Below are 23,599 nucleotides of genomic sequence, written 5' to 3' on the forward strand. Positions count from 1 at the left end.
CGTTTTTGTGTTTGCGCCAGGCCAATGAAACGGAAAGAAACTGGCGTTGAGAGGAGGGAGAATAGGGGTGCTTTCGTTGCATCGCTATTTAGCTGAAAACCAAGATGTCCGTACGATCATCGAGGGGCTCCATGTCCGTTTGAAGGAACAGCTTGTCGCCGGGCTGTCCGGATCGGCCCGGTCTGTTTTTATTTCCACGCTTTACAAGGAGACAGGCCGGCCGCTGTTAGTCGTCTCTCACAATTTGTTTCAGGCGCAAAAAATGTATGACGATCTCGTTTCGTTGCTCGGGCCGGAAGACGTGTTCCTTTATTCAGTAAACGAAGTGATCGCCGCTGAGATGGCGGTCGCCAGCCCGGAGCTGAAGGCACAGCGCCTAGAGATTATGAACCATTGGGCGCAAGGCGGAAAAGGAGTCGTCGTCTGCCCGGTCGCCGGCTTGCGGCGTTTGTTGCCGCCGCCGTCGCTTTGGAAGCAGTATTTGTTCACCTTCTCCGTTGGACAAGAGTTCGATGTAGAACGTTGTAAACAGAAGTTTGTGCAAATGGGGTACAAACGGGTCGGCACCGTTTCCGCCCCCGGAGAGTTCAGCGTCCGCGGCGGCATCATCGACATTTATCCATTGACCGCTGAGCTTCCGTACCGCATCGAGCTGTTTGATACGGAAATCGAATCGATTCGGACGTTCACCCCTGACGACCAACGTTCGCAAGGGCAAATCGAGCGCATCATGATCGGGCCGGCCGATGAAATCATTCTCGATGGTGAGACGCGGCGCCGAGGAATCGAGCGGATTGAAGCGGGGCTTGCGTCGAGTTTGGAGACGATGAAAGATGAGGCCGCCAAACAGCGGATGTATGAACATATTCACGCTGAGCTTGAGCAATTGCGCGAGGGGCAGGAAATCGAGCAACAATATAAATATATGTCCCTTTTTTATGAAAAGGTTGCGAGTTTGCTAGATTACCTGCCAGAAGACGGCGTGCTGCTCATGGATGAAATGAGCCGGCTGCAAGAGGCGGCGGAACGGTTGGACCGCGAAGAGGCGGAATGGTATACGAGTTTGCTTGACAGTGGGAAAATGATTCATGGCGTGCCGCTTTCGCATTCGTTTTCTGAATTATTGCAAAAACATCGATTCCAGCGGGTATACTTATCGTTGTTTTTGCGCCATGTTCCGTATGCCCACCCACAAAACGTCGTCAATATTACGTGCAAACAAATGCAAAACTTCCATGGGCAAATGGCGCTTCTTCAATCCGAAGTCGAGCGGTGGAAAAAGGCAAACTATGCGGTCGTCTTTTTGGCGCCGAATGCAGAGCGGGTGAAAAAGCTACAATCATTGCTTCAAGATTATGAGATTGACGCGCTGCCGCTCGCGCGCGATGCGGCTTTGCTGCATGGCAAATGCCAGCTCCTTGAAGGAGATTTAAATACCGGGTTTGAATTGCCGTTGCAAAAAATTGCCGTCATCACAGAAGAAGAGTTGTTCAAAAAACGGGTCAAACGCCCGGTGCGCCGGCAAAAGCTGTCCAACGCCGAGCGGATCAAAAGCTACGCCGAATTGCAAGTCGGCGACTACGTCGTCCATGTCAACCATGGCATCGGGAAATATTTAGGCATCGAGACGTTAGAAATCAACGGGGTGCATAAAGACTATATTCATATCCAGTACCAAGGCGGCGATACGCTGTATGTTCCGGTCGACCAAATGGATCAAGTGCAAAAATACGTCGGCTCGGAAGGAAAAGAACCAAAAATTTACAAACTAGGCGGTTCGGAATGGAAAAAGGTCAAAAAGAAAGTGGAATCATCCGTCCAGGATATTGCTGAAGATTTAATCAAGCTGTACGCCGAGCGTGAGGCAAGCAAAGGATATGCGTTTTCGCCGGACACCGAGATGCAGCGCGAATTTGAAGCGGCGTTTCCGTATCAAGAGACGGAAGATCAGCTTCGGTCGATTGAGGAAATTAAGCGTGATATGGAGAGCGACAAACCGATGGACCGCCTCCTTTGCGGCGACGTCGGCTACGGGAAGACGGAAGTGGCGTTGCGGGCGGCGTTTAAAGCCATTATGGACGGCAAACAAGTGGCCTTTCTTGTGCCGACCACGATTTTGGCCCAACAGCATTACGAAACGGTGCGCGAACGGTTTCAAGGGTTCCCAATCAACGTCGGACTGTTGAACCGCTTCCGGACGAAAAAGCAACAAGCCGAGATCATCAAAGGGCTAAAAGATGGGACGATCGATATGGTCATTGGAACGCATCGGCTGCTGTCGAAAGACGTGAAGTTTAAAGATTTAGGCTTGCTCATTATCGACGAGGAGCAACGGTTTGGCGTGGCGCATAAAGAAAAAATTAAGCAGCTGAAGGCGAACATCGACGTGCTCACCTTAACGGCGACGCCGATTCCGCGTACGTTGCATATGTCGATGATCGGCGTGCGCGATTTGTCGATCATCGAGACGCCGCCTGAAAACCGATTCCCGGTGCAAACGTATGTCATGGAATATACGCCCGAACTCGTCAAAGAGGCGATTGAACGTGAGCTCGCCCGCGACGGGCAGGTGTTTTTCCTTTACAACCATATTGAAGATATCGACTTGAAAGCGGAAGAAATCGCACAGCTTGTCCCGGAAGCGCGCGTCACTTACGTGCATGGCCGCATGTCGGAAACGGAGCTCGAATCGACGATTTTGGCGTTTTTGGAAGGGCAATACGATGTGCTGGTGACGACGACGATCATTGAAACGGGCATCGATATTCCGAATGTCAACACGCTTATCGTCTATGACGCCGACCGGATGGGATTGTCGCAGCTGTATCAGCTGCGCGGGCGCGTCGGCCGCTCCAACCGCGTCGCTTATGCGTATTTCACCTATCGGAAAGATAAAGTGCTCAATGAAGCGGCAGAAAAGCGGCTGCAAGCCATTAAAGAGTTTACCGAGCTCGGCTCTGGTTTTAAAATTGCCATGCGCGATTTGTCGATCCGCGGCGCGGGCAACATTCTCGGCGCCGAACAGCACGGCTTTATCGACTCGGTCGGATTCGATTTGTATTCGCAAATGTTGAAAGAAGCGATCGAGAAACGGCGCGGCATCAAGCGAGAAGACGAGCGGCCGGATGTCGTCATCGATGTCGAAGTCGACGCCTATATTCCGAGCACATACATTGCAGACGAGTTGCAAAAGATCGAGATGTACAAGCGATTTAAGGCAGTGGAGACGCTCGAAGACGTTGAGGCGCTGCGTGAGGAAATGGTCGACCGCTTCGGCGATTATCCAGATGAAGTTGCGTATTTGTTCCAAATTGCTGAGTTGAAGGTGTTGGCCAAGCAGCTTGGCGTCGAATCGATGAAGCAACATAAGCAGCAAATTGACATCTTGTTTACTGAACAGGCATCGAAAACGGTGGAAATCCAGCGTCTATCTGACATCGGACGCCGGCATGGCCGCTTATTCGGGTTTGGCATGGACGGAGCGAAGCTGAAAATTGTGCTCTATATCAAGGAAATGAAGCCGCACGAGTGGCTGATGATTTTAGAGGAGACGCTGCGGCGGCTGTCTGGGGTGGAAAATGAGAAGTCGGTGACGGCATAATCAAGAAAAAGTTTTATGATGTTTATCGTTTCCTGCATGTGGCGATAATGAAGGATGGGCAATTTTATCTAAAATGGCCAAAATCACTTTCATCACGTATAGAACGTGGATTGTGAAGGATACTAATGACAACAATGGTGAATTCCCCATTGAAAGGGTTCATCGGAGTATCCTTCAAATCCTAGATGAAAGTGAGGGTATACAAGGCATGAAAGCAACCGGTATTGTTCGTCGCATTGATGATTTAGGGAGAGTTGTCATTCCGAAGGAAATTCGCAGAACGTTGCGCATTCGCGAAGGAGATCCGCTCGAAATATTTGTTGACCGCGATGGAGAAGTCATTTTGAAAAAATATTCGCCGATCAGTGAATTAGGCGACTTTGCCAAAGAGTACGCCGAAGCGCTGTTTGACAGCCTCGGCCAGCCTGTGCTCATTTGCGACCGCGATGTATACATCGCTGTCGCCGGCGTTTCGAAAAAAGAGTATATGAACAAAAGCGTCAGCCCGTTGGTGGAAAAAGCCATGGAAGACCGCAATTCCATCCTCCATACGGAGGAAGGGGAAGTCGAGCTCGTTGACGGGATGACGGAAACGTTGAAGTCGTATACGATCGGCCCGATTGTCGCCAACGGCGATCCGATCGGAGCAGTCATCATTTTATCGCGCGAGAAAACGCTTGGTGAAGTGGAGCATAAAGCAGTAGAAACAGCCGCCAGCTTTTTGGCTCGACAAATGGAACAATAGGCGAAACAACAAGGCAGCTTCACAGGCTGCCTTTTTTTCCGCCCGGCAAATGGGGGCGAGATGCCTTGAATCCCGGAATCGCTTCCACATCCTGCTTTTTCGTCCGCTTGGCTTGCGGAACAGCGCATGAAGCCGTGCGAGTTGACCATCACCTTTGTCCAACAGGCGGAAGTTGCGCTATAATATCGAGCGTAGCCATAATGGCGCTTGGCGGCTTCTATCGCCCTCCGGCGTCTAGGTTGAGTGGGTTGTCTATGCGAGGGGAGAAACTGGATGGGAAACGTATGGAAAGGGGCGGCGATCTTAACGGCCGCCGCTTTGGCCGCGAAACTATTAAGCGCTTTGTACCGTGTTCCGTATCAAAATATGGTCGGGGACATTGGTTTTTATATTTACCAACAAGTGTACCCGATTTATGGCATCGTCGTCGCACTCTCGCTGACCGGCTACCCGGTTGCCGTCTCGAAGCTTGTCGCCGAGCGGTTGGCGGGACAGGATGAAGCGGGCGCTGCCGCTAGTGTGCGCGTCGCCTTGTTGGTGTTAAGCGTCCTTGGCGTCATCCTGTTTGCTTCGCTGTATCTAGGGGCGGGGGTGATTGCCTCGGCGATGGGCGATGGACGGCTTACGCCGCTCGTGCGCTTGCTTTCATTTTCGTTTTTGCTGTTTCCGCCCATCGCATTGTTGCGTGGCTATTTCCAAGGGCGGCATGATATGACGCCGACAGCGGCGTCCCAAGTTGGCGAGCAATTCGTCCGGGTGACGGCGATTTTAGGGCTGTCGTATGGAGCGGTGCAGCGCGGCGCCGACGTCTATGCTTGCGGCATGGCAGCGGTCGCAGGGACGCTAGTAGGCATGGCGGCGGCGCTTTTCATTTTGCTTTTCTTCCTGTCCCGGCGTCGGCGGCTAAAAACGTCGGGCCGCACGCCGCCAGCTTGGGATCGACAGGTGGGCCGGCGTTTATTGACGGCGGGGACGGTCATTTGCTTGACGAATATGGCGTTGACGCTGATTCCACTCGTCGATTCATTTTTATTCGTTCCGCTTCTACAGGAAGCGGGGGCAAGGCTCGATGAGGTGCAGCGGCTAAAAGGAGTGTACGACCGCGGTCAGCCGCTCATTCAGCTCGGCACGGTCGTCGGCACGTCGTTTTCATTGGCGCTTGTTCCACTTCTTTCCGGAGCGCGCCGCCAAGGTGCCGTTTTCGCCTATGGAGCGCTGTCCATCCGGCTTGCCGTTGTCATTGGGCTTGGTGCTTCGTTAGGGCTCATTTGCCTCATTCGACCGATCAATGCGATGTTGTTCGAGAATGACTACGGTTCGTCGGTTCTCGCCGTCTTGTCCTCCTCTGTCTTTTTTACTACGATCGCGTTGACCGCCTCTGCATTATTGCAAGGAATGGGGAGGGAATGGACGGCCGCTGCCGGCGTGGCGTTGGCAGTGGCGGGGAAGGCCGCGCTTATGCATTGGCTTGCTCCGCGGTTTGGAGCGCTTGGCGCCGCCGCGGCGACGACGGGTGCTTATGCGCTCATGGCAGGCTTTTTATGCGCCTTTTTGCCGCGTGAATATCGGACGGCGGGCCGGAAATACATGTACCCAACCGTGAAAGCGGCCGCTATGATGGCCGTCGTCTTGCATGGGTATAGGTGGCTGATGGACAGCTCGAGCGAGGGGCGGCTATGGGCGGCTGCCGAGGCGCTTGGCGGCGTTGCCATCGGTGCTGTCGTTTACCTTGCGTGTATTGTGAAAGGACATGTTTTTTCTGAACAGGAGTTGGCAGCTTTCCCATTGGCTAATAAATTCCGTCTACGATTAGGAGGCAGGTGATCGGCGATGAATACGATTTATGTGTTCGGCCTCGGCGCCGGAGATGTAAAACAGCTGCCGATCGGTGTGTACCGAAAGCTAAAGCGGGCGCATCCGCTCTTTTTGCGGACGAAAGAACACCCGGTGGTCAAATGGCTTACGGAGGAAGGGATTGCGTTTACGTCATTTGATGAAGTGTATGAAAAACACGAGCAGTTTGCGGATGTGTACGCTGACATCGTCGATCGATTGACGGAACAGGCGAAGCGCGGCGATGTGTTTTACGCTGTTCCCGGCCATCCGCTTGTTGCCGAGCGGACGGTGCAGCTTCTTTTCGAAGCTGAGCGGCGCGGCGTCTGCCGAATCGTGATCGAAGGTGGTCAAAGCTTTTTGGATGCGCTGTTTACGGCGGTGCGCATCGATCCAATTGAAGGGTTTCAGTTGCTTGATGCGACGACTTTTCGAGGAGAAGAATGGTCGCCCTCACTGCATGCTGTTTTTTGTCAAGTGTACGATTCGTTTGTGGCCTCGAACGTGAAGCTTTCTTTGATGGAGCAGCTTCCCGACGATTACCCGATCTACATTGTCACCGCGGCAGGCACGAAGGACGAGCAAGTAAAGCGCGTGCCGCTTTATGAGTTGGACCGCGAGACGGGGCTTGACAACTTGACAAGCGTCTACGTGCCGCCGGTGAAGGACGAGCCGTTGCTTTACCACCGGTTTGAGACGCTGCGCCGCGTCATCGCCACGCTGAGAGGGCCGAACGGCTGTTCATGGGATCGGAAGCAGACGCATGCGTCGCTGAAGCGCTATTTGCTTGAGGAGGCGTATGAGCTGCTCGAGGCGATTGACGAGGGTGACGATGATCATATGGTCGAGGAGCTCGGCGACGTATTGCTGCAAGTAATGCTCCATGCGCAAATCGGCGCCGACCGAGGGTTGTTTTCGATCGACGACGTCATCCGCACGCTGACGGCGAAAATGATCCGACGCCACCCGCATGTGTTTGGCGATGTCACGGCCGAGACGGCCGAACAAGTCGTTGCCAACTGGGAGAAGATCAAGGAGAAAGAAAAAGGAGGCGGGCTTTCGGAATCGATTCTTGCCGACATTCCGAAAAGTCTGCCGGGGACGATGCGGGCGTACGAGCTGCAGAAACGAGCGGCGAAAGTCGGGTTTGACTGGGATGATGCCGCGCCGATATGGCAAAAAGTCGAAGAAGAAATGGCCGAGTTTCGAGCCGAAACGTCCGGCGGCCGTCGCGATCGGCTTGTCGGCGAGTTTGGCGATCTATTGTTCGCGCTCATCAACCTTGCCCGTTATTACGGGATTCAACCGGAAGAAGCGTTGCAAATGGCCAACGACAAATTTGCCCGCCGTTTCGCTTATATCGAGGAACAAGTGCGAAAAAGCGGCCGGTCGATCACCTCGTTTTCGCTTGCCGAACTCGATCGTTTTTGGGAAGAAGCCAAAGAAAACGAACGGTAAGGGGGATCATGCAATGCGCCTTGATAAATTTTTAAAAGTGTCCCGCCTCATCAAACGCCGCACGTTGGCGAAGGAAATCGCCGATCAAGGGAGAGTGTGGATCAACGGCCATGTCGCCAAAGCGAGCTCCGATGTGAAAGTCGGCGATGAATTGACGATTCAATTTGGGCAAAAGCGGGTAACGGTAAAAGTGACGGATCTAAAAGAAACAACGAAAAAAGAGGAGGCAACCGGGCTGTACGAATTGATCCGCGAAGAACGGACCACCCCGGCGCCGGAACAAGACGACGTCTAATTTGTCCTACAGGCTTGTTCTAAACCATCCCCCGCTGACATACATATGGTACAAACAACGGATGAGAAAAGGCGGTTGGCCTTGCCGGCTTTCTATACTAAATGGAAATGCGGGGGATGAACATGAGTCGACACGATGAATTTGGCGGAAGCACGAACAAAGGTCCGGTCCAGGAACATGATGTGATCATGCGCGGCCGGCGCCTTCTTGACATCACCGGGGTGAAACAAGTCGAGAGCTTTGACAACGAGGAGTTTTTGCTTGAGACGGTCATGGGCTTTTTGGCCATCCGCGGGCAAAACTTGCAGATGAAAAACTTAGATGTCGACAAAGGCGTTGTTTCGATTAAAGGGCGCATTTTCGACCTCGTTTATTTAGATGACCATCAGGAGAAGGCTAAAGGATTCTTTAGCAAGTTGTTCAAATGAATGTCAGCATACAGCTGTACACCATGCTGGCGATGATTGGCATGGGCGGCTGGCTTGGCCTGGCGTGGGATACGTACAGCCGGATGTTGAAACGGCATGAGCGGGCGCACTGGCTCGTCTTTGTGAATGACGTGCTGTTTTGGGCGGTGCAGGCGCTCATCGTGTTTTATGTGCTTCTTTTCGTCAATGAAGGCGAGCTTCGCTTTTATTTGTTTCTCGCGCTTTTATGCGGATATGCCGCTTATCAAAGCTTGCTCCGCTCCTTTTATGTTCGGGTGCTCGAGTGGTTCATTGGGCTTGCGGTAAGACTCGGACAGACGCTCGTTCAGCTGTTCCGCCTCATGGTCATGCGCCCGCTCATCCTCCTTGGGCAAATGGCGCTGGCACTTCTATTGTTCGCTTGGCGGCTTTTGTTGTGGATCGTTCGGTTTGTGCTGCTGGCTGTTTGGAAGATGATCCGCCTTTTGCTTGCTCCGCTGCGTTGGACGGGCATCATGATTTGGCGGCGGGTGCCGCCGCAAAGACGAGCCGGGGTGGAAAAATTTTTTCGACGTTTAAAAGGATTTGCTGGACAAATCAAGAATACAAAAGAGAAAATAAGCATGTGGTTTGCGAAATGGCGCGAGTAAAAGAGGTGTAAACGCGATGAACGTGCCCCGGAGAACGAATGTGACGAAGCTGTCGTCGACGTACATAGCTGAGCATGAGGAGAAAAAGCAGAAGGCGGCGAGAAGACGGCGGGCTGTCGCTGTCCGTTTGGTTGTCTGGTCGTTGTTGTTTGCGATGTTCGCCTCCGCTCTTGTCTACACCTTGCACTCGCAAGCGAAGGCGATCGATGCAAAAACGGCGGAACAGCAAAAGCTGAAAGAGCAGCTTGCGGAGCTTAAACGGAAGGAAAAGCAACTGAAAGAGGAAATGAAAAAGTTGCATGATGATGACTATATCGCCGAGCTGGCGCGGAAAAAATATTACTTATCGAAAGATGGAGAAATTATTTTCGTCTTGCCGGAAAAATAATTTTGCCTGCGAATGCCCGTTTTCTATGGGCATTCGTCATATTGACACGCATTTTTTTCATTCGCTATAATAAAAAAAACACCATCTTTAAAGCGTTTTAAGGAGGAGCACTTTTTTTATGTCGATTGAAGTAGGCAGCAAGTTACAAGGCAAGGTCACGGGCATTACGAAATTTGGGGCGTTTGTGGAGCTGCCGGAGGGGGTCACAGGACTCGTTCACATTAGCGAGGTAGCCGATAACTATGTCAAAGACATCAACGATCATCTGAAAGTCGGCGATATGGTGTATGTCAAAGTCATCAACGTCGGTCAAGATGGAAAAATTGGCCTGTCCATTCGCAAAGCAAAAGACACGCCTTCTTCGCAGCGGCCGCGCCATCGGACAAACGACCGCTCCGCGGCGGACAGCTTAGAACAAAAAATCAGCCGATTCTTAAAAGAGAGTGAAGACCGATTGGCATCGTTGCGCCGTCATACGGAGTCGAAGCGGGGAGGTCGTGGAGCGAGACGAGGGTAACTTGCTGCTGAAAGATTGTTTGAAGGATGACAAATTAGGAAACAAGCATCCGTCGCTATGGATGCTTTTTTGTTTCTGTATGGAATAAGAGGATATATTTCCCCTCTGCATTTTCCGCCTATATGTATTGACAATCGTCATCTCCTCCGTTATGATATAAACTGTTGTCACGCGGCGGTGTAGCTCAGCTGGCTAGAGCGTACGGTTCATACCCGTGAGGTCGGGGGTTCGATCCCCTCCACCGCCACCAACAATCAAACATGGCCCGTTGGTCAAGTGGTTAAGACACCGCCCTTTCACGGCGGTAACACGGGTTCGAATCCCGTACGGGTCATCGCAAACGAGCATGCGCCATCAAGCGACATGCTCGTTTTTCTTTTTTGTCTCTTTCTGTCGGAACAAGCCTGTTGACCGCGTTTTGCCGTGGAAAACGTCGAACGATTTTTTATTTTTCTCTGTGGTTTTGACAAATTTCTGACAATTCAAGCGATATAATAGGGGGTAATAGAAAGGTAAAGGAGAGGATCGGGAATGGAAAGAGTAGAAAGAGGGACGGTGCGCCGCAGCATTTCGGAAGTGCCGATTCATGACACGCAAGCAACGGTGTCGCGCTGGATGCGCCATGTGAAGCTGCGCCTTGGTCATCTGTTCATCCATCAAGGCTTTTTGCTTCTTCTTGTCGGCTTTTTGCTTGGACGAGCGTTGATTTTATCGAAGCTGACCCCGTTCGCTTTGCCATTTTTCGTTTCGGTCTATATGCTGCGCCGCGACAAGGCCGCTTTTGCGTTGATCTCGCTGTTGGCCGGTGCTTTGACGCTGTCGCTTGATGTGGCGCTGTTTGTCGGCATTTCCATTTTTGGCTTTCTCTTTATTTACGGATGGGTGCGGAGGGTGATCAGTGAGTCACTGAAAATCGTTCCATTTGTTGTGTTTGTGCTGTCTCTTTCCGCCAAATGGCTGATCTCCTATTATTGGCTCGGAGAGCGATCGGTCTACGGCGCCGCCATGGCGGTCGTCGAAGCCGGGCTGTCGCTTGTATTGACCTTGATTTTTATGCAAAGCATCCCGTTGTTGACAGTGCAGAAGCATAAACATGCGTTGCGAGCGGAAGAGATCATTTCGTTGATCATTTTGCTCGCCTCGATGTTGACCGGGATGATCGGTTGGGCTGTGTACGGTTTGTCGCTTGAGCATGTGATGTCGCGCTACCTCGTTTTGTTGTTCGCGTTTGTCGCCGGGGCGGCGACCGGCTCCACCGTCGGCGTTGTCACCGGGCTTGTACTGAGCTTGGCAAATGTCGGCAACTTGTCGGAAATGAGTTTGCTTGCTTTCGCCGGGCTGCTTGGCGGGTTGCTGAGGGAAGGGAAAAAACTTGGGGTGGCGTTCGGCCTCCTCGTCGCGACGCTGTTGCTTGGTTTATACGGCGAAGGGAAGAGTGAGCTTGTGCCGACGTTGCTTGAATCCGGCATCGCAATTATGCTGTTTTTTGGTACATCCCGTTCACTGACGGAGAAAATCGCCAAATACATTCCCGGCACGGCAGAATATATCAATGAGCAACAACAATACGTCCGGAAAATCCGCGATATGACGGTGCAACGCGTCTCGCAGTTTTCCAACGTCTTTCAGGCGCTGGCGGAAAGCTTTTCGCCCGAACCGCTTCCGGATGCCAATGAATACAGCGACCGTGAAGTCGACTATTTTTTGAGCGACATCACGGAAAAAACGTGCCAAACGTGCTTTAAGAAGACGCAATGCTGGGCGGACAACTTTCGTACAACCTATGCGTACATGAAGCAAATGATGGGCGAGGCGGACGAAAAAACATTGTCGCAAAACCATCAGTTGCTGCGCGAGTGGGAGCGGTATTGCGTCAAGGCCGGCAAAGTCGTCGACGCGATTGAAAAAGAGATGGTTGCTTATCAAGCAAACCGCAAGCTCAAACGGCAAATCCACGAAAGCCGGAAGCTTGTCGCTGAACAGCTGTTGGGCGTTTCGCAAGTGATGGACGATTTCGCCAAAGAAATGCAGAAAGAACAGGAAAACCATTATTTGCAGGAAGAACAAATTTACCATGCGCTGCAAGAGTTTGGCATCGAAGTGGGCCATGTCGACATTTACAGTTTGGAAAAAGGAAATATCGATATTGAAATGAGCATTCCTTACTGCGAAGGGCGGGGTGAGTGCGAAAAACTGATCGCGCCGATGCTGTCAGATATTTTAGGAGAGACGATCGTCGTCAAGCGCGAAGAGTGCGCCGCCTACCCGAACGGCTACTGCCGCGTCGCCTTCGGCTCGACGAAAGCGTTCGTCGTCGAAACGGGCATCGCGTTTGCCGCCAAAGGAGGGGGGTTCATTTCTGGCGACAGTTATGCAACGATTGAACTTGCTACCGGCAAGTACGCCGTTGCCATCAGCGATGGCATGGGCAATGGGGAGCGGGCGCATGACGAAAGCCGCGAGACGCTGCGCCTGTTGCAAAAGATTTTGCAGACGGGAATGGACGAGTCGATTGCCATCAAATCGATCAATTCGATTTTGGCATTGCGGACGACAGAAGACATGTATGCGACGCTCGATTTGGCCATCATCGACTTGCAAAACGCGGCGACGAAGTTTTTGAAAATCGGATCGACGCCAAGCTTTATTAAGCGCGGTGACAAGGTGATGAAAGTGGAAGCGAGCAACTTGCCGATGGGCATCATTAAAGAAGTGGAATTTGACGTTGTCACCGAGCAGCTGAAATCGGGCGACTTGCTCATTATGATGAGCGATGGTGTGTTTGAAGGGCCGATGAACGTCGAAAACCATGATGTTTGGATGAAGCGGAAAATTCAAGAATTAAAGACGAACGACCCGCAGGAAGTCGCCGATTTGATCATGGAAGAAGTGATTCGCCAATGCGGCGGCGAGATTGAAGACGATATGACCGTCGTTGTCGCCAAAGTTCGGCACAATACGCCGAAATGGGCGACGATTCCGGCATACATGTATATGAAAAAGGCGCAATAGCTAGCGTATAAAAACGTTCCCCTGCGGCGATGATGGTAATACATTCGCCAAGGAGGGGAACGAACGTGCGAAAGGGAACGTTGCGGCAAATTTTGCTCATTACCGATGGCTGCTCCAACCATGGTGAGGACCCAGCCGCCATGGCGGCGCTAGCCCGTGAGCAAGGCATTACGGTGAACGTGATCGGCATCTTGGATCAAGGTGCGATGGATGAAAACGGACGGCGGGAAATTGAAGCGATCGCCGCGGCTGGCGGCGGGATGAGCCAAGTCGTGTACGCGAAACAGCTGTCGCAAACCGTGCAAATGGTGACGCGCCAAGCGATGACTCAGACGTTGCAAGGGCTCGTCAATCGCGAGTTGAAACAAATCTTTGGTTCTGACGTTTCGCTTGAGGACTTGCCGCCGGACAAGCGCGGCCAAGTGATGGAAGTCGTCGATGAACTCGGGGAAACGGTTGCCCTTGATGTGCTCATTTTGATCGATACGAGCGGGAGCATGAAAACAAAACTGCCGACCGTCAAAGAGGCGCTCATCGATTTATCGCTCAGCTTAAATGCGCGCATGGGCGAAAACCGCTTTTCGGTGTTCATCTTCCCGGGAAAACGGGCGCACGCCGAAAAAATGATCGACTGGACGCCAAGGATTGAAGAGTTGTCCACCATCTTTCCGAAATTGGCGTCGGGCGGGCTGACGCCGACCGGACCGGCGCTGCGTGAGGCAATCGCCTATTTTGAGCGTAAACGGTCGTTAAGGAGCTGGATCGGCGATGGCGATGAGCCATACATCGAAGAATCGTCTTTGTAATTTGCCGCCTGGTACGGTCATCACTGGGAAATGGCATGGCCGTTCCTACCGGCTGCTGCGGCGGCTTGGCAGCGGGGCGAACGGCGTCGTCTATTTGGCGGAGAACGGCCGGACTCGCGTCGCCGTCAAGTTGAGCGATGACTATGCGTCATTGGCATCGGAAATGAATATATTGCGCCGTTTTGCTAAGGTCCAGGGAGCCGCCCTCGGGCCTTCTTTGCTGGAAGCCGATGACTGGCAAAGCCCGTTTGCGCGGGAGACGATCCCGTTTTATGTGATGGAGTATATTGAAGGGGAGAATTTCGCTGCTTTCATCCGCCGCCGTGGAAAAGAATGGGCGCCCGTGCTCATGATGCAGCTGTTGTCGGTGCTTGATCGGCTTCATCAAGAAGGATGGGTATTTGGGGATTTAAAGCCGGATAATTTGATCGTTACCGGGTCGCCGCCGTCGGTTCGGTTGCTTGATGTGGGCGGGACGACGCTGCAAGGAAGGGCGGTAAAAGAGTTTACTGAGCTGTATGACCGCGGCTATTGGGGGCTTGGATCGCGCAAAGCGGAGCCATCTTACGACTTGTTTGCGGCGGCGATGGTGATGATTTCTTCTTGCTGCCCGGGGCCGATTGAGAAAAAGGGTGACGGTCGGGCGCAGCTGTTGTCCATCATCGAAACGGACCGCTTTTTAACCCGATACAAGGAGGTGCTGCAAAAGGCGCTTGACGGCCGATATCGAAAGGCGGCCGATATGCGTCGCGACTTATTGGCCGCCTCTTCCCGCCATACATCGGCGGAAAACGAAAGAAAGGCAGTGCCAAGCCGTCGGTCGGGGCGGCAGGTGAAACGGCGCCGCCAAGCGAGAGGGATTGTCGAAACGGTGGTCATCGCCGCCGCATTGCTGGGCGCCTATGCCTTTTATATATATTGGCAGCTGGCGATGTAATTGTTTTGAGAAAACAGGGCGGACGTGTTACGATGAAGCTGAACGAAACGCAAAGAGGTTGGCTCGGATGATCGACAAAGTGCGCGCCTTTATCCACAGGCATCAACTGCTTTCAGAAGGAGCGGCCGTCATCGTTGGCGTCTCCGGAGGCCCGGATTCGCTTGCGTTGCTGCACGTTTTTTTGTCGCTGCGCGACGAATGGAAGCTTCAGGTCATAGCGGCCCATGTTGACCATATGTTTCGTGGGCGGGAGTCAGAAGAAGAGATGGAGTTTGTGAAACGTTTTTGCGTGGAGCGCCGTATTTTATGTGAGACTGCGCAAATCGACGTCCCGGCCTTTCAGCGCAGCGCAGGTCTCGGCGCCCAAGAGGCGGCGCGGATCTGCCGCTACCGCTTTTTTGCCGAACTAATGGAAAAGCATCAAGCGGGGTACGTCGCCGTAGGCCATCATGGCGACGATCAAGTCGAGACGATTTTAATGCGGCTTGTGCGCGGCAGCACAAGCAAAGGATACGCTGGTATCCCCGTCAAACGGCCGTTTCACGGCGGCTATCTCATCCGTCCGTTTTTGGCTGTCAGCCGGGCGGAGATTGAAGCGTATTGCCGGCAGATGGAGCTGTCTCCACGCCGCGATCCGAGCAATGAAAAAGACGATTATACGCGCAACCGGTTCCGCCATCATATTGTCCCGTTGCTGCGGCAGGAAAATCCGCGCCTGCACGAGCGGTTTCAGCAATACAGCGAAATGATGGCGGAAGATGAGCAATTTTTGGAGGAATTAGCCGCGGACGCGCTGAATAAAGTAATGGAAAAACAACATCGCGATGCGGCGCTTTCCATCGGACCATTTTTGGCGCTGCCGCGACCGCTGCAGCGCCGGGTGCTGCAGCTGTTGCTTCTCCGTCTTTATGACGGCGTTCCGCCGACATTGACTTCCGTACATATCGGCCATATACTGATGCTTTGTGAGCGCGGCCGCCCTTCCGGAATGATCGATTTGCCAAAAGGGCTCAAAGTGATTCGCTCGTACGACCGCTGTTTGTTTACGTTTGACGCAGAAAGCGGCGAGAAAGGCTATTGGTTTGAACTGCCGGTTCCGGCGCTATTGCCCCTCCCAAACGGCTATGCAATCATCAGTGAATTTGGGGAACACTATCCAAGAAAGCAGGCCGGGAATGATTGGTTCGTCGTGGATCCTGCTTCCGTCTCCTTGCCGCTTCGCGTGCGGACGCGTCGGCGCGGCGACCGGATGGTGCTCAAGGGGACGGGAGGCACAAAAAAATTGAAAGAAATTTTCATTGAAGCAAAAATTCCGCGGATGGAAAGGGATCGCTGGCCGATTGTCGAAGATGCCGACGGTCGCATCCTTTGGGTGCCTGGCTTGAAAAAATCGGCTTTCGAAGCGCAAAACCTTGGGCAAGCTCGCTATATTTTGCTGCAATATCAGGCGATGAACAGCTAGGAGGAAAAAAGATGGGGATGAAAGACGATATTCAAAAAGTGTTGATCACGGAAGAGGAAATTCAGGCAAAAGTCAAAGAACTCGGCGGTTTGTTAACGAAAGAATATGAAGGCCGTTTTCCGCTCGCTGTCGGCGTTCTCAAAGGGGCGATGCCGTTTATGGCCGACTTGCTCAAACATATTGATACATATTTAGAAATGGATTTTATGGACGTATCAAGCTATGGCAATGCGACCGTTTCATCCGGCGAAGTGAAAATCGTCAAAGACTTGAACACATCCGTCGAAGGACGGGATATTTTGATCATTGAGGATATTATTGACAGCGGGCTGACGCTCAGCTATTTGGTCGACTTGTTTCGCTACCGGAAGGCGAATTCGATCAAAATCGTCACGCTTCTTGACAAGCCGTCTGGACGGAAGGCGGACATTCAAGCCGATTACACCGGATTTACCGTCCCCGATGAATTCGTCGTCGGCTATGGGCTCGATTACGCGGAAAAATACCGCAACCTCCCGTTTATCGGCGTCTTAAAGCCGGAAGTGTACCAAAAGTAGAACGGTTGCTGGGCGACGGCCGAATTGTTTGTATTGAAACAAATTTCTATGATAGTATTGAGTATAGTGTGTTTCATATGGGAGGAGGCAAGAAATGAACCGGATTTTCCGCAATACCATCTTTTATTTGCTGATTTTCCTCGTCGTGATCGGCGTCGTCAGCTTTTTTAACGGCACGAACCAGCGAACGGAGCCGATGACGTACGATGCGTTCATCACTCATCTGGAAAACGGGGATGTCAAGTCGTTTTCCATTAAGCCGGAGCGCGGCGTATATGAAATCAAAGGCCAGTTGAAAACATATAGCGAAGGGCAGTACTTTTCCACCTACGTCATGAACAGTGACAAAGTGCTTGACCGCATCGATGCGGCGGCGGCGCGGACGCGGGTGGAAGTCGTGCCAGCGGACGAAACGAGCGGATGGGTGACGTTTTTCACTTCCATCATCCCATTTGTGATTATTTTTATTTTGTTCTTCTTCCTTTTGAACCAGGCACAGGGCGGCGGCAGCCGGGTGATGAATTTCGGCAAAAGCCGGGCGCGGCTGTATACGGATGACAAGCGGAAAGTCCGCTTCCGCGATGTGGCTGGGGCAGATGAGGAAAAGGAAGAGTTGGTGGAAATCGTCGAGTTTTTAAAAGATCCGCGCAAGTTTGCGGAACTTGGCGCCCGCATTCCGAAAGGGGTATTGCTCGTTGGGCCGCCCGGAACCGGGAAAACGCTGTTGGCGCGCGCGGTTGCCGGAGAAGCGGGCGTGCCGTTTTTCTCGATCAGCGGGTCGGATTTCGTGGAAATGTTCGTCGGGGTCGGGGCATCGCGGGTGCGCGACTTGTTTGAAACGGCGAAAAAAAATGCCCCGTGCATCATCTTCATTGATGAGATCGACGCCGTCGGCCGCCAGCGCGGCGCCGGCCTTGGCGGCGGCCATGACGAGCGTGAGCAGACGCTCAACCAACTGCTTGTCGAAATGGACGGCTTTAACGGCAACGAAGGGATCATTATTATCGCGGCCACCAACCGGCCGGACATTTTAGACCCGGCGCTGTTGCGCCCGGGGCGCTTCGACCGGCAGATTACCGTCGACCGCCCGGACGTCAAAGGGCGCGAAGCGGTGCTGCGCGTGCATGCCCGCAACAAGCCGCTCGATGAATCGGTTGACTTGAAGACGATCGCGATGCGGACGCCTGGATTTTCCGGCGCCGACTTGGAAAACTTGCTGAATGAGGCGGCGCTCGTTGCAGCGCGCCGCAACAAAAAGAAAATTGATATGAGCGACATCGACGAGGCGACGGACCGGGTGATTGCCGGACCGGCGAAAAAAAGCCGCGTCATTTCGGAAAAAGAACGGCGCATCGTCGCGTTTCACGAAGCTGGGCATACGGTCATCGGCATGGTGCTCGCCGATGCGGAAATGGTGCATAAAGTGACGATTGTGCCGCGCGGCCAAGCCGGAGGCTATGCGGTCATGCTGCCGAAAGAAGACCGCTACTTTATGACGAAAGCCGAACTGATGGATAAAATCACCGGACTGCTCGGCGGGCGCGTTGCCGAGGAAATCGTGTTCAATGAAGTGAGCACGGGGGCTCACAACGATTTTCAGCGGGCGACAAACATCGCGCGCCGGATGGTGACGGAGTTCGGCATGAGCGAAAAGCTTGGTCCGCTTCAATTCGGCCAACCGAGCGGGCAAGTGTTTTTAGGACGTGACTTACACAACGAGCAAAACTACAGCGACAAAATCGCCTATGAAATTGACTTAGAGATTCAGCGCATCATTAAAGAGTGCTATGAAAAAGCGAAACAAATTTTGACCCAACATCGGGACAAATTGGATTTGATCGCCAACACGCTGTTGGAAGTCGAGACGCTCGATGCGGAGCAAATTAAACATTTGTTCGAACATGGCACGCTGCCCAAAGACCGGAACGGGCGCGAGGAGTCCGGCAAAAGCGACGGCGATGTGAAAATCAACATCCAAAAGAAAGAGGAGTAATCGATGTCTCTGTTCGGAGGCATCTTTTTTTTGCCGGCGGCCCAGGGAAAGAAGGACAGTTTTTTTCCCGTAAGTATGATATGATAAAGAATGGGAATTTATCGAGGAAAAGCGAGGAATGAAGCGATGATTTTTGTATTGGACGTCGGCAATACAAACACGGTGTTAGGGGTGTATGACGGGGACGAACTGAAACATCATTGGCGCATTGAAACAAGCCGCTCGAAAACGGAAGACGAATACGGCATGATGATCAAAGCGCTCTTGAACCATGTCGGCTTGCAGTTTTCCGACATTCGAGGCATCATCATTTCCTCGGTCGTGCCGCCGATTATGTTTGCTCTTGAACGCATGTGTCTAAAATATTTCCATATCAAACCGCTCATCGTCGGTCCGGGTATTAAAACCGGGCTCGACATCAAATATGACAATCCGCGTGAGGTGGGCGCCGACCGGATTGTCAACGCGGTCGCCGGCATCCATTTGTACGGCAGTCCGCTGATTATCGTCGATTTTGGCACGGCGACGACGTATTGTTATATTAATGAACATAAACAATATATGGGAGGGGCCATTGCCCCGGGAATTATGATCTCGACAGAGGCTCTGTTTGCGCGGGCGGCGAAATTGCCGCGCATTGAAATCGCCCGCCCGGATGATATCATCGGCAAAAATACGGTCAGCGCCATGCAAGCCGGTATTTTATACGGTTATGTCGGACAAGTGGAAGGCATCGTGTCGCGAATGAAGGCGAAAAGCAAAATCCCGCCGAAGGTGATTGCCACCGGCGGCCTAGCTCCACTCATTGCCAGCGAATCGGACATCATCGATGTCGTTGATCCGTTTTTGACGCTGACTGGCTTAAAATTGTTGTACGAGAAAAACACCGAGAAAAAAGGATGAAAGGCTTGATGAAGATGGGAGACTACTTAGTCAAAGCACTCGCTTACAATGGACAAGTGAGAGCGTATGCCGCAAGAACGACGGAAACTGTCGCCGAGGCGCAACGCCGCCACCAAACATGGCCGACCGCCTCAGCGGCTCTCGGCCGGGCGTTGACCGCCGGTGTTATGATGGGAGCGATGCTGAAAGGCGAGGAAACGTTGACGATTAAAATTGACGGCGGCGGCCCGATCGGCGTCATTTTAGTCGACAGCAACGCCAGAGGGGAAGTGCGTGGCTATGTAACGAATCCGCATGTGCATTTTGAACTGAACGAGCACGGGAAACTTGATGTGGCACGGGCGGTTGGCAAAAATGGGATGTTGACGGTTGTGAAGGATCTTGGGCTGCGCGACTTTTTCACCGGACAAGTGCCGCTTATCTCCGGGGAGCTTGGCGATGATTTTACGTATTATTTTGCTTCGTCCGAACAAATTCCGTCATCGGTTGGCGTCGGGGTGCTCGTCAATCCCGACCATACCATCCGAGCCGCCGGAGGATTTATGATCCAGTTGATGCCCGGGACGGAGGAGAACACGATCACTCGCATTGAAGAGCGGCTGAAACAAATTCCGCCCGTGTCGCGCATGATCGAAAGAGGGCTCAGCCCGGAACAGCTGCTCGAACAACTGTTGGGAGATGGAGGCGTCCGTGTGCTCGAGACGATGCCGGTGTCATTCGTCTGCCGCTGTTCGCGCGAGCGGATCGCTGATGCCCTTATCAGCCTAGGGCCCGAGGAAATCCAAGACATCATCGACAAAGAAGGGCAGGCGGAAGCTTCGTGCCATTTTTGCAATGAAACGTACCATTTCGACAAAGCGGAGCTGGAACAGTTGAAACAACTCGCAAAAAAAGAATGAAAACAGTAAAATGATTGACAATTACGCCAATAGTTGATACATTGGAGACAAAGTCGATAAAATTAATGGGGATTAGAGGTGGAACAATGGCACGCACAGTCAACTCGATAACCGAATTGATCGGCGATACGCCGGCCGTGAAACTGAACCGCATCGTTGATGAAGACAGCGCGGATGTGTATTTGAAACTGGAATTTATGAACCCGGGCAGCAGCGTCAAAGACCGGATTGCGTTGGCGATGATTGAAGCGGCGGAAAAAGCGGGCAAGCTGAAGCCGGGCGACACGATCGTTGAGCCGACAAGCGGCAACACTGGGATCGGATTGGCGATGGTCGCGGCGGCGAAAGGATATAAGGCTGTATTGGTCATGCCGGATACGATGAGCTTGGAGCGCCGCAACCTGCTGCGGGCGTATGGAGCCGAGCTTGTGCTCACACCGGGTGCACAAGGGATGCGCGGAGCAATCGCAAAGGCGGAAGAGCTCGTCCGCGAGCACGGCTACTTTATGCCGCAGCAATTTAAAAACGAGGCGAACCCGGAAATCCATCGCTTGACGACCGGGAAAGAGATCGTGGAGCAAATGGGCGACCAGCTTGATGCGTTTGTTGCCGGCGTTGGCACGGGCGGAACGATCACCGGAGCAGGCAAAGTGTTGCGCGAAGCTTACCCAAACATTAAAATTTACGCCGTTGAACCGGCCGATTCCCCAGTCTTGTCGGGAGGAAAACCGGGCCCGCACAAAATCCAAGGGATCGGCGCTGGCTTTGTTCCAGATATTTTGGATACGAGCATTTACGATGGGGTTATTACGGTAACGACGGAAGAAGCGTTTGCGGCGGCCCGCCGCGCGGCTCGCGAGGAAGGCATTCTCGGCGGCATTTCGTCCGGCGCTGCGATTCATGCGGCATTGAAAGTGGCGAAAGAGCTCGGCAAAGGGAAAAAAGTGCTCGCCATCATCCCGAGCAACGGCGAACGTTATTTGAGCACGCCTCTTTACCAATTTGAAGACTAAGCAGACTTTTTCGGCAGGGGCAACCCTGTCGAATTTTTTTTACGAGGATGGTGACCCAGACGGACAATCATTGTACAATAAAAGTAACTATGGACATCGTAAGGAGCTGACGAGGATGGAACAGCGGCGCAGGCGACTGAAACGAACTATCGATTATCGCGGACGGGATTGGTTCCGCCAGTACGAACAGCTGGCCTATAGCCGGCCTCATCATGTGTTGCTTGAGAGCGGCCAAGGGGGAAGGTACAGCATGATCGGCCTTGACCCGATCGGAGTGATCCGCGCTGACGAGCGGCGGCTCATCATCAAGCAGCGCGGGGTTGAAACGGTGCTGGATGGCTCGCCGCTCGAAGGGCTCCGGCAATGGCTTCGGTGTTTCGCCGTGCCGGATGAGGGGGAGTCGTTGCCTTGCCAAGGCGGGCTGATCGGTTTCATTAGCTATGATGCGGTTCGCTATCTGGAACGGCTCCCGGTGCTCGCGCAAGATGATTTGCGGCTGCCGCTCATGTATTTTTTCCTCTTTGACGACGTAGCGATTTATGATCACCAAACTGAACAGCTTCATTTGCTTGCCTACGCGAATGAAGGGGAGGAAAGCGAAGCAAACCGGCGGCTTGCGCGGCAAGCACGGATGTGGCTCGAGGATCGGAATGAAGCGCTGGTCTGGCCGCTTGCTGCCTCGACAGCTGCGCCGTCTGTTTCCATGACAAAAGAGAGGTTTATGGATGCGGTTCGCCGCGTGCAACGCTATATTGCGGCGGGCGATGTGTTTCAAGTCAACTTATCGGTGCGTCAGTCGCAGCCGCTGGTGACGCATCCATTTGCCGTCTACAAGCAGTTGCGGATGCTGAACCCGTCCCCTTACATGGCGTATTTGCATACCCCGGAATTTCAAGTCGTCAGCGGCTCGCCGGAGTTGCTCGTCCGCAAGCGGGGATGGCGTCTTGAGACGCGGCCGATTGCCGGCACACGTTCGCGCGGTCGGACGGCGGCAGAGGATGAACAAATTGCTCGCAAGTTGCTTGCGAGTGAAAAGGAGCGGGCCGAGCACGCCATGCTCGTTGATCTTGAACGGAATGACCTTGGGCGCGTCTGTGCATACGGGACGGTTCGAGTTGACGAATGGATGACCGTCGAAAAGTATTCTCATGTGATGCATATCGTTTCTCACGTATCCGGCACCATGACGACGGAGCACGATGCGTTTTCCGTCATTCGCGCCATGTTTCCCGGCGGGACGATCACCGGCGCTCCGAAAGTGCGAACAATGGAGATTATTGAAGAGTTGGAACCGGTCCGCCGCGGCTTGTACACGGGCTCGATCGGTTGGATCGATTTTCAAGGAAACATGGAGCTAAACATCGCCATTCGAACGATGGTCGTCAAAGACGGATTGGCGCATGTACAGGCAGGAGCGGGCATCGTCATCGATTCCAACCCAGAGCATGAGTACAAGGAATGTTTAAAGAAAGCGGCTGCCCTTTGGAAAGCGAAAGAGCTGAGCGAAGCAGAGGCATTATTTCCGAGCATGAGGTGAGAATGATGATCGTCATGATTGATAACTACGATTCATTTACGTACAATTTGGTGCAATATTTGGGCGTGTTGGGAGAAGAGCTGATTGTCAAACGGAATGATGAAATTACGGTGGCTGAAATCGAACGACTCCGCCCTGATTTTATTATGATTTCCCCCGGTCCATGCACACCGAATGAGGCAGGGGTCAGCCTGGAAGTCATCGATCGCTTTGCCGGCCAAATTCCGATTTTCGGCGTCTGCCTCGGACATCAAGCCATCGCCCAGGCGTTCGGCGGCCGCGTTGTCCGCGCTCCAAGGCTGATGCACGGGAAAACATCGTCCGTCTACCATGATGGGGAGACGATTTTCCGCGGCGTGCCGAACCCGTTTACGGCAACGCGCTACCATTCCCTTATCGTCGAGAAAGAGACGCTTCCGGACTGTTTCGTCGTGTCGGCTTGGACGGAAGAGGGTGAAGTGATGGCGATTCGCCATAAAACGCTGCCGGTGGAAGGCGTGCAGTTTCACCCGGAATCGATTATGACAAGCCATGGGATGCAGCTGTTGAAAAACTTTATCAACACGTATAAAAAGGCGTGACAGTC

General features: G+C 53.0%; 20 protein-coding genes and 2 tRNA genes. All 22 read left to right on the forward strand.

Annotated elements, in window-relative coordinates; genetic code table 11:
* The first annotated feature begins 67 nt into the window (after positions 1–67).
* The 22 genes from mfd (at position 68) to pabA (ending at position 23,594) form a co-directional block, all read left to right on the forward strand.
* Positions 68–3,601: a transcription-repair coupling factor gene (gene mfd / locus DI44_RS16680; protein ID WP_021322637.1), complete on the forward strand. Its 3,534-nt coding sequence runs from the start codon at positions 68–70 to the stop codon at positions 3,599–3,601.
* A gap of 208 nt (positions 3,602–3,809) precedes the next feature.
* Positions 3,810–4,346 carry a stage V sporulation protein T gene (gene spoVT, locus DI44_RS16675; protein WP_011229564.1) on the forward strand — a complete coding sequence of 179 codons (537 nt, stop codon included), beginning with the start codon at positions 3,810–3,812 and terminating at the stop codon, positions 4,344–4,346.
* 273 nt (positions 4,347–4,619) lie between these two features.
* Positions 4,620–6,170 (forward strand): oligosaccharide flippase family protein, encoded by a 1,551-nt coding sequence (locus DI44_RS16670; RefSeq protein WP_014194578.1) that lies wholly within the window; start codon positions 4,620–4,622, stop codon positions 6,168–6,170.
* Between the two features lie 6 nt (positions 6,171–6,176).
* A complete protein-coding gene (gene mazG / locus DI44_RS16665; RefSeq protein ID WP_033024465.1) occupies positions 6,177–7,637 on the forward strand; it encodes a nucleoside triphosphate pyrophosphohydrolase in 1,461 nt (486 codons plus the stop codon).
* 13 nt (positions 7,638–7,650) lie between these two features.
* Positions 7,651–7,932 (forward strand): RNA-binding S4 domain-containing protein, encoded by a 282-nt coding sequence (locus DI44_RS16660; protein WP_012820451.1) that lies wholly within the window; start codon positions 7,651–7,653, stop codon positions 7,930–7,932.
* Between the two features lie 122 nt (positions 7,933–8,054).
* Positions 8,055–8,360, forward strand: coding sequence for a sporulation protein YabP (yabP, locus tag DI44_RS16655; protein WP_012820452.1), 306 nt, complete (start codon positions 8,055–8,057; stop codon positions 8,358–8,360).
* Positions 8,357–8,989, forward strand: coding sequence for a spore cortex biosynthesis protein YabQ (gene yabQ / locus DI44_RS16650; RefSeq protein ID WP_012820453.1), 633 nt, complete (start codon positions 8,357–8,359; stop codon positions 8,987–8,989). Before yabP ends, yabQ begins: the two co-directional genes overlap by 4 nt.
* A 16-nt stretch (positions 8,990–9,005) precedes the next feature.
* Entirely contained in the window at positions 9,006–9,377 is a 372-nt protein-coding gene (locus DI44_RS16645; protein ID WP_012820454.1) for a septum formation initiator family protein, read from the forward strand.
* Positions 9,378–9,495: 118 nt separating this feature from the next.
* Positions 9,496–9,894 (forward strand): S1 domain-containing RNA-binding protein, encoded by a 399-nt coding sequence (locus tag DI44_RS16640; protein WP_011229571.1) that lies wholly within the window; start codon positions 9,496–9,498, stop codon positions 9,892–9,894.
* Between the two features lie 173 nt (positions 9,895–10,067).
* Positions 10,068–10,144 (forward strand) — tRNA-Met (locus DI44_RS16635).
* A gap of 12 nt (positions 10,145–10,156) precedes the next feature.
* Positions 10,157–10,228 (forward strand) — tRNA-Glu (locus tag DI44_RS16630).
* Between the two features lie 197 nt (positions 10,229–10,425).
* Positions 10,426–12,906, forward strand: a complete 2,481-nt coding sequence (spoIIE, locus tag DI44_RS16625) for a stage II sporulation protein E (RefSeq protein ID WP_033024466.1) — start codon at positions 10,426–10,428, stop codon at positions 12,904–12,906.
* 32 nt (positions 12,907–12,938) lie between these two features.
* Positions 12,939–13,712, forward strand: a complete 774-nt coding sequence (locus tag DI44_RS16620; RefSeq protein ID WP_255782100.1) for a VWA domain-containing protein — start codon at positions 12,939–12,941, stop codon at positions 13,710–13,712.
* Positions 13,675–14,649 carry a serine/threonine protein kinase gene (locus DI44_RS16615; protein WP_015373707.1) on the forward strand — a complete coding sequence of 325 codons (975 nt, stop codon included), beginning with the start codon at positions 13,675–13,677 and terminating at the stop codon, positions 14,647–14,649. Before DI44_RS16620 ends, DI44_RS16615 begins: the two co-directional genes overlap by 38 nt.
* Positions 14,650–14,716: 67 nt before the next feature.
* Complete coding sequence (gene tilS / locus DI44_RS16610) at positions 14,717–16,111, forward strand: tRNA lysidine(34) synthetase TilS (RefSeq protein WP_015373708.1); 1,395 nt, start codon at positions 14,717–14,719, stop codon at positions 16,109–16,111.
* Positions 16,112–16,122: 11 nt separating this feature from the next.
* On the forward strand, positions 16,123–16,668 hold the full coding sequence (hpt, locus tag DI44_RS16605; RefSeq protein WP_012820458.1) for a hypoxanthine phosphoribosyltransferase: 546 nt from the start codon (positions 16,123–16,125) through the stop codon (positions 16,666–16,668).
* Positions 16,669–16,762: 94 nt separating this feature from the next.
* Positions 16,763–18,661 carry an ATP-dependent zinc metalloprotease FtsH gene (gene ftsH, locus DI44_RS16600; protein WP_011229577.1) on the forward strand — a complete coding sequence of 633 codons (1,899 nt, stop codon included), beginning with the start codon at positions 16,763–16,765 and terminating at the stop codon, positions 18,659–18,661.
* A 126-nt stretch (positions 18,662–18,787) separates the two neighbouring features.
* Positions 18,788–19,564 (forward strand): type III pantothenate kinase, encoded by a 777-nt coding sequence (locus DI44_RS16595; RefSeq protein WP_011229578.1) that lies wholly within the window; start codon positions 18,788–18,790, stop codon positions 19,562–19,564.
* An 8-nt stretch (positions 19,565–19,572) separates the two neighbouring features.
* The gene (hslO, locus tag DI44_RS16590) at positions 19,573–20,463 is read left to right on the forward strand and encodes an Hsp33 family molecular chaperone HslO (RefSeq protein ID WP_015373710.1); all 891 of its coding nucleotides are present in this window, start codon (positions 19,573–19,575) and stop codon (positions 20,461–20,463) included.
* An 86-nt stretch (positions 20,464–20,549) separates the two neighbouring features.
* Positions 20,550–21,476: a cysteine synthase A gene (gene cysK, locus DI44_RS16585; protein ID WP_011229580.1), complete on the forward strand. Its 927-nt coding sequence runs from the start codon at positions 20,550–20,552 to the stop codon at positions 21,474–21,476.
* 115 nt (positions 21,477–21,591) lie between these two features.
* Positions 21,592–23,013 (forward strand): aminodeoxychorismate synthase component I, encoded by a 1,422-nt coding sequence (pabB, locus tag DI44_RS16580; RefSeq protein ID WP_015373711.1) that lies wholly within the window; start codon positions 21,592–21,594, stop codon positions 23,011–23,013.
* Between the two features lie 5 nt (positions 23,014–23,018).
* Complete coding sequence (gene pabA / locus DI44_RS16575; protein ID WP_015373712.1) at positions 23,019–23,594, forward strand: aminodeoxychorismate/anthranilate synthase component II; 576 nt, start codon at positions 23,019–23,021, stop codon at positions 23,592–23,594.
* Positions 23,595–23,599: the final 5 nt, after the last annotated feature.

Origin of the sequence: Geobacillus sp. CAMR5420, assembly GCF_000691465.1 — a bacterium.
Classification (GTDB): Bacteria; Bacillota; Bacilli; order Bacillales; family Anoxybacillaceae; genus Geobacillus; species Geobacillus thermoleovorans.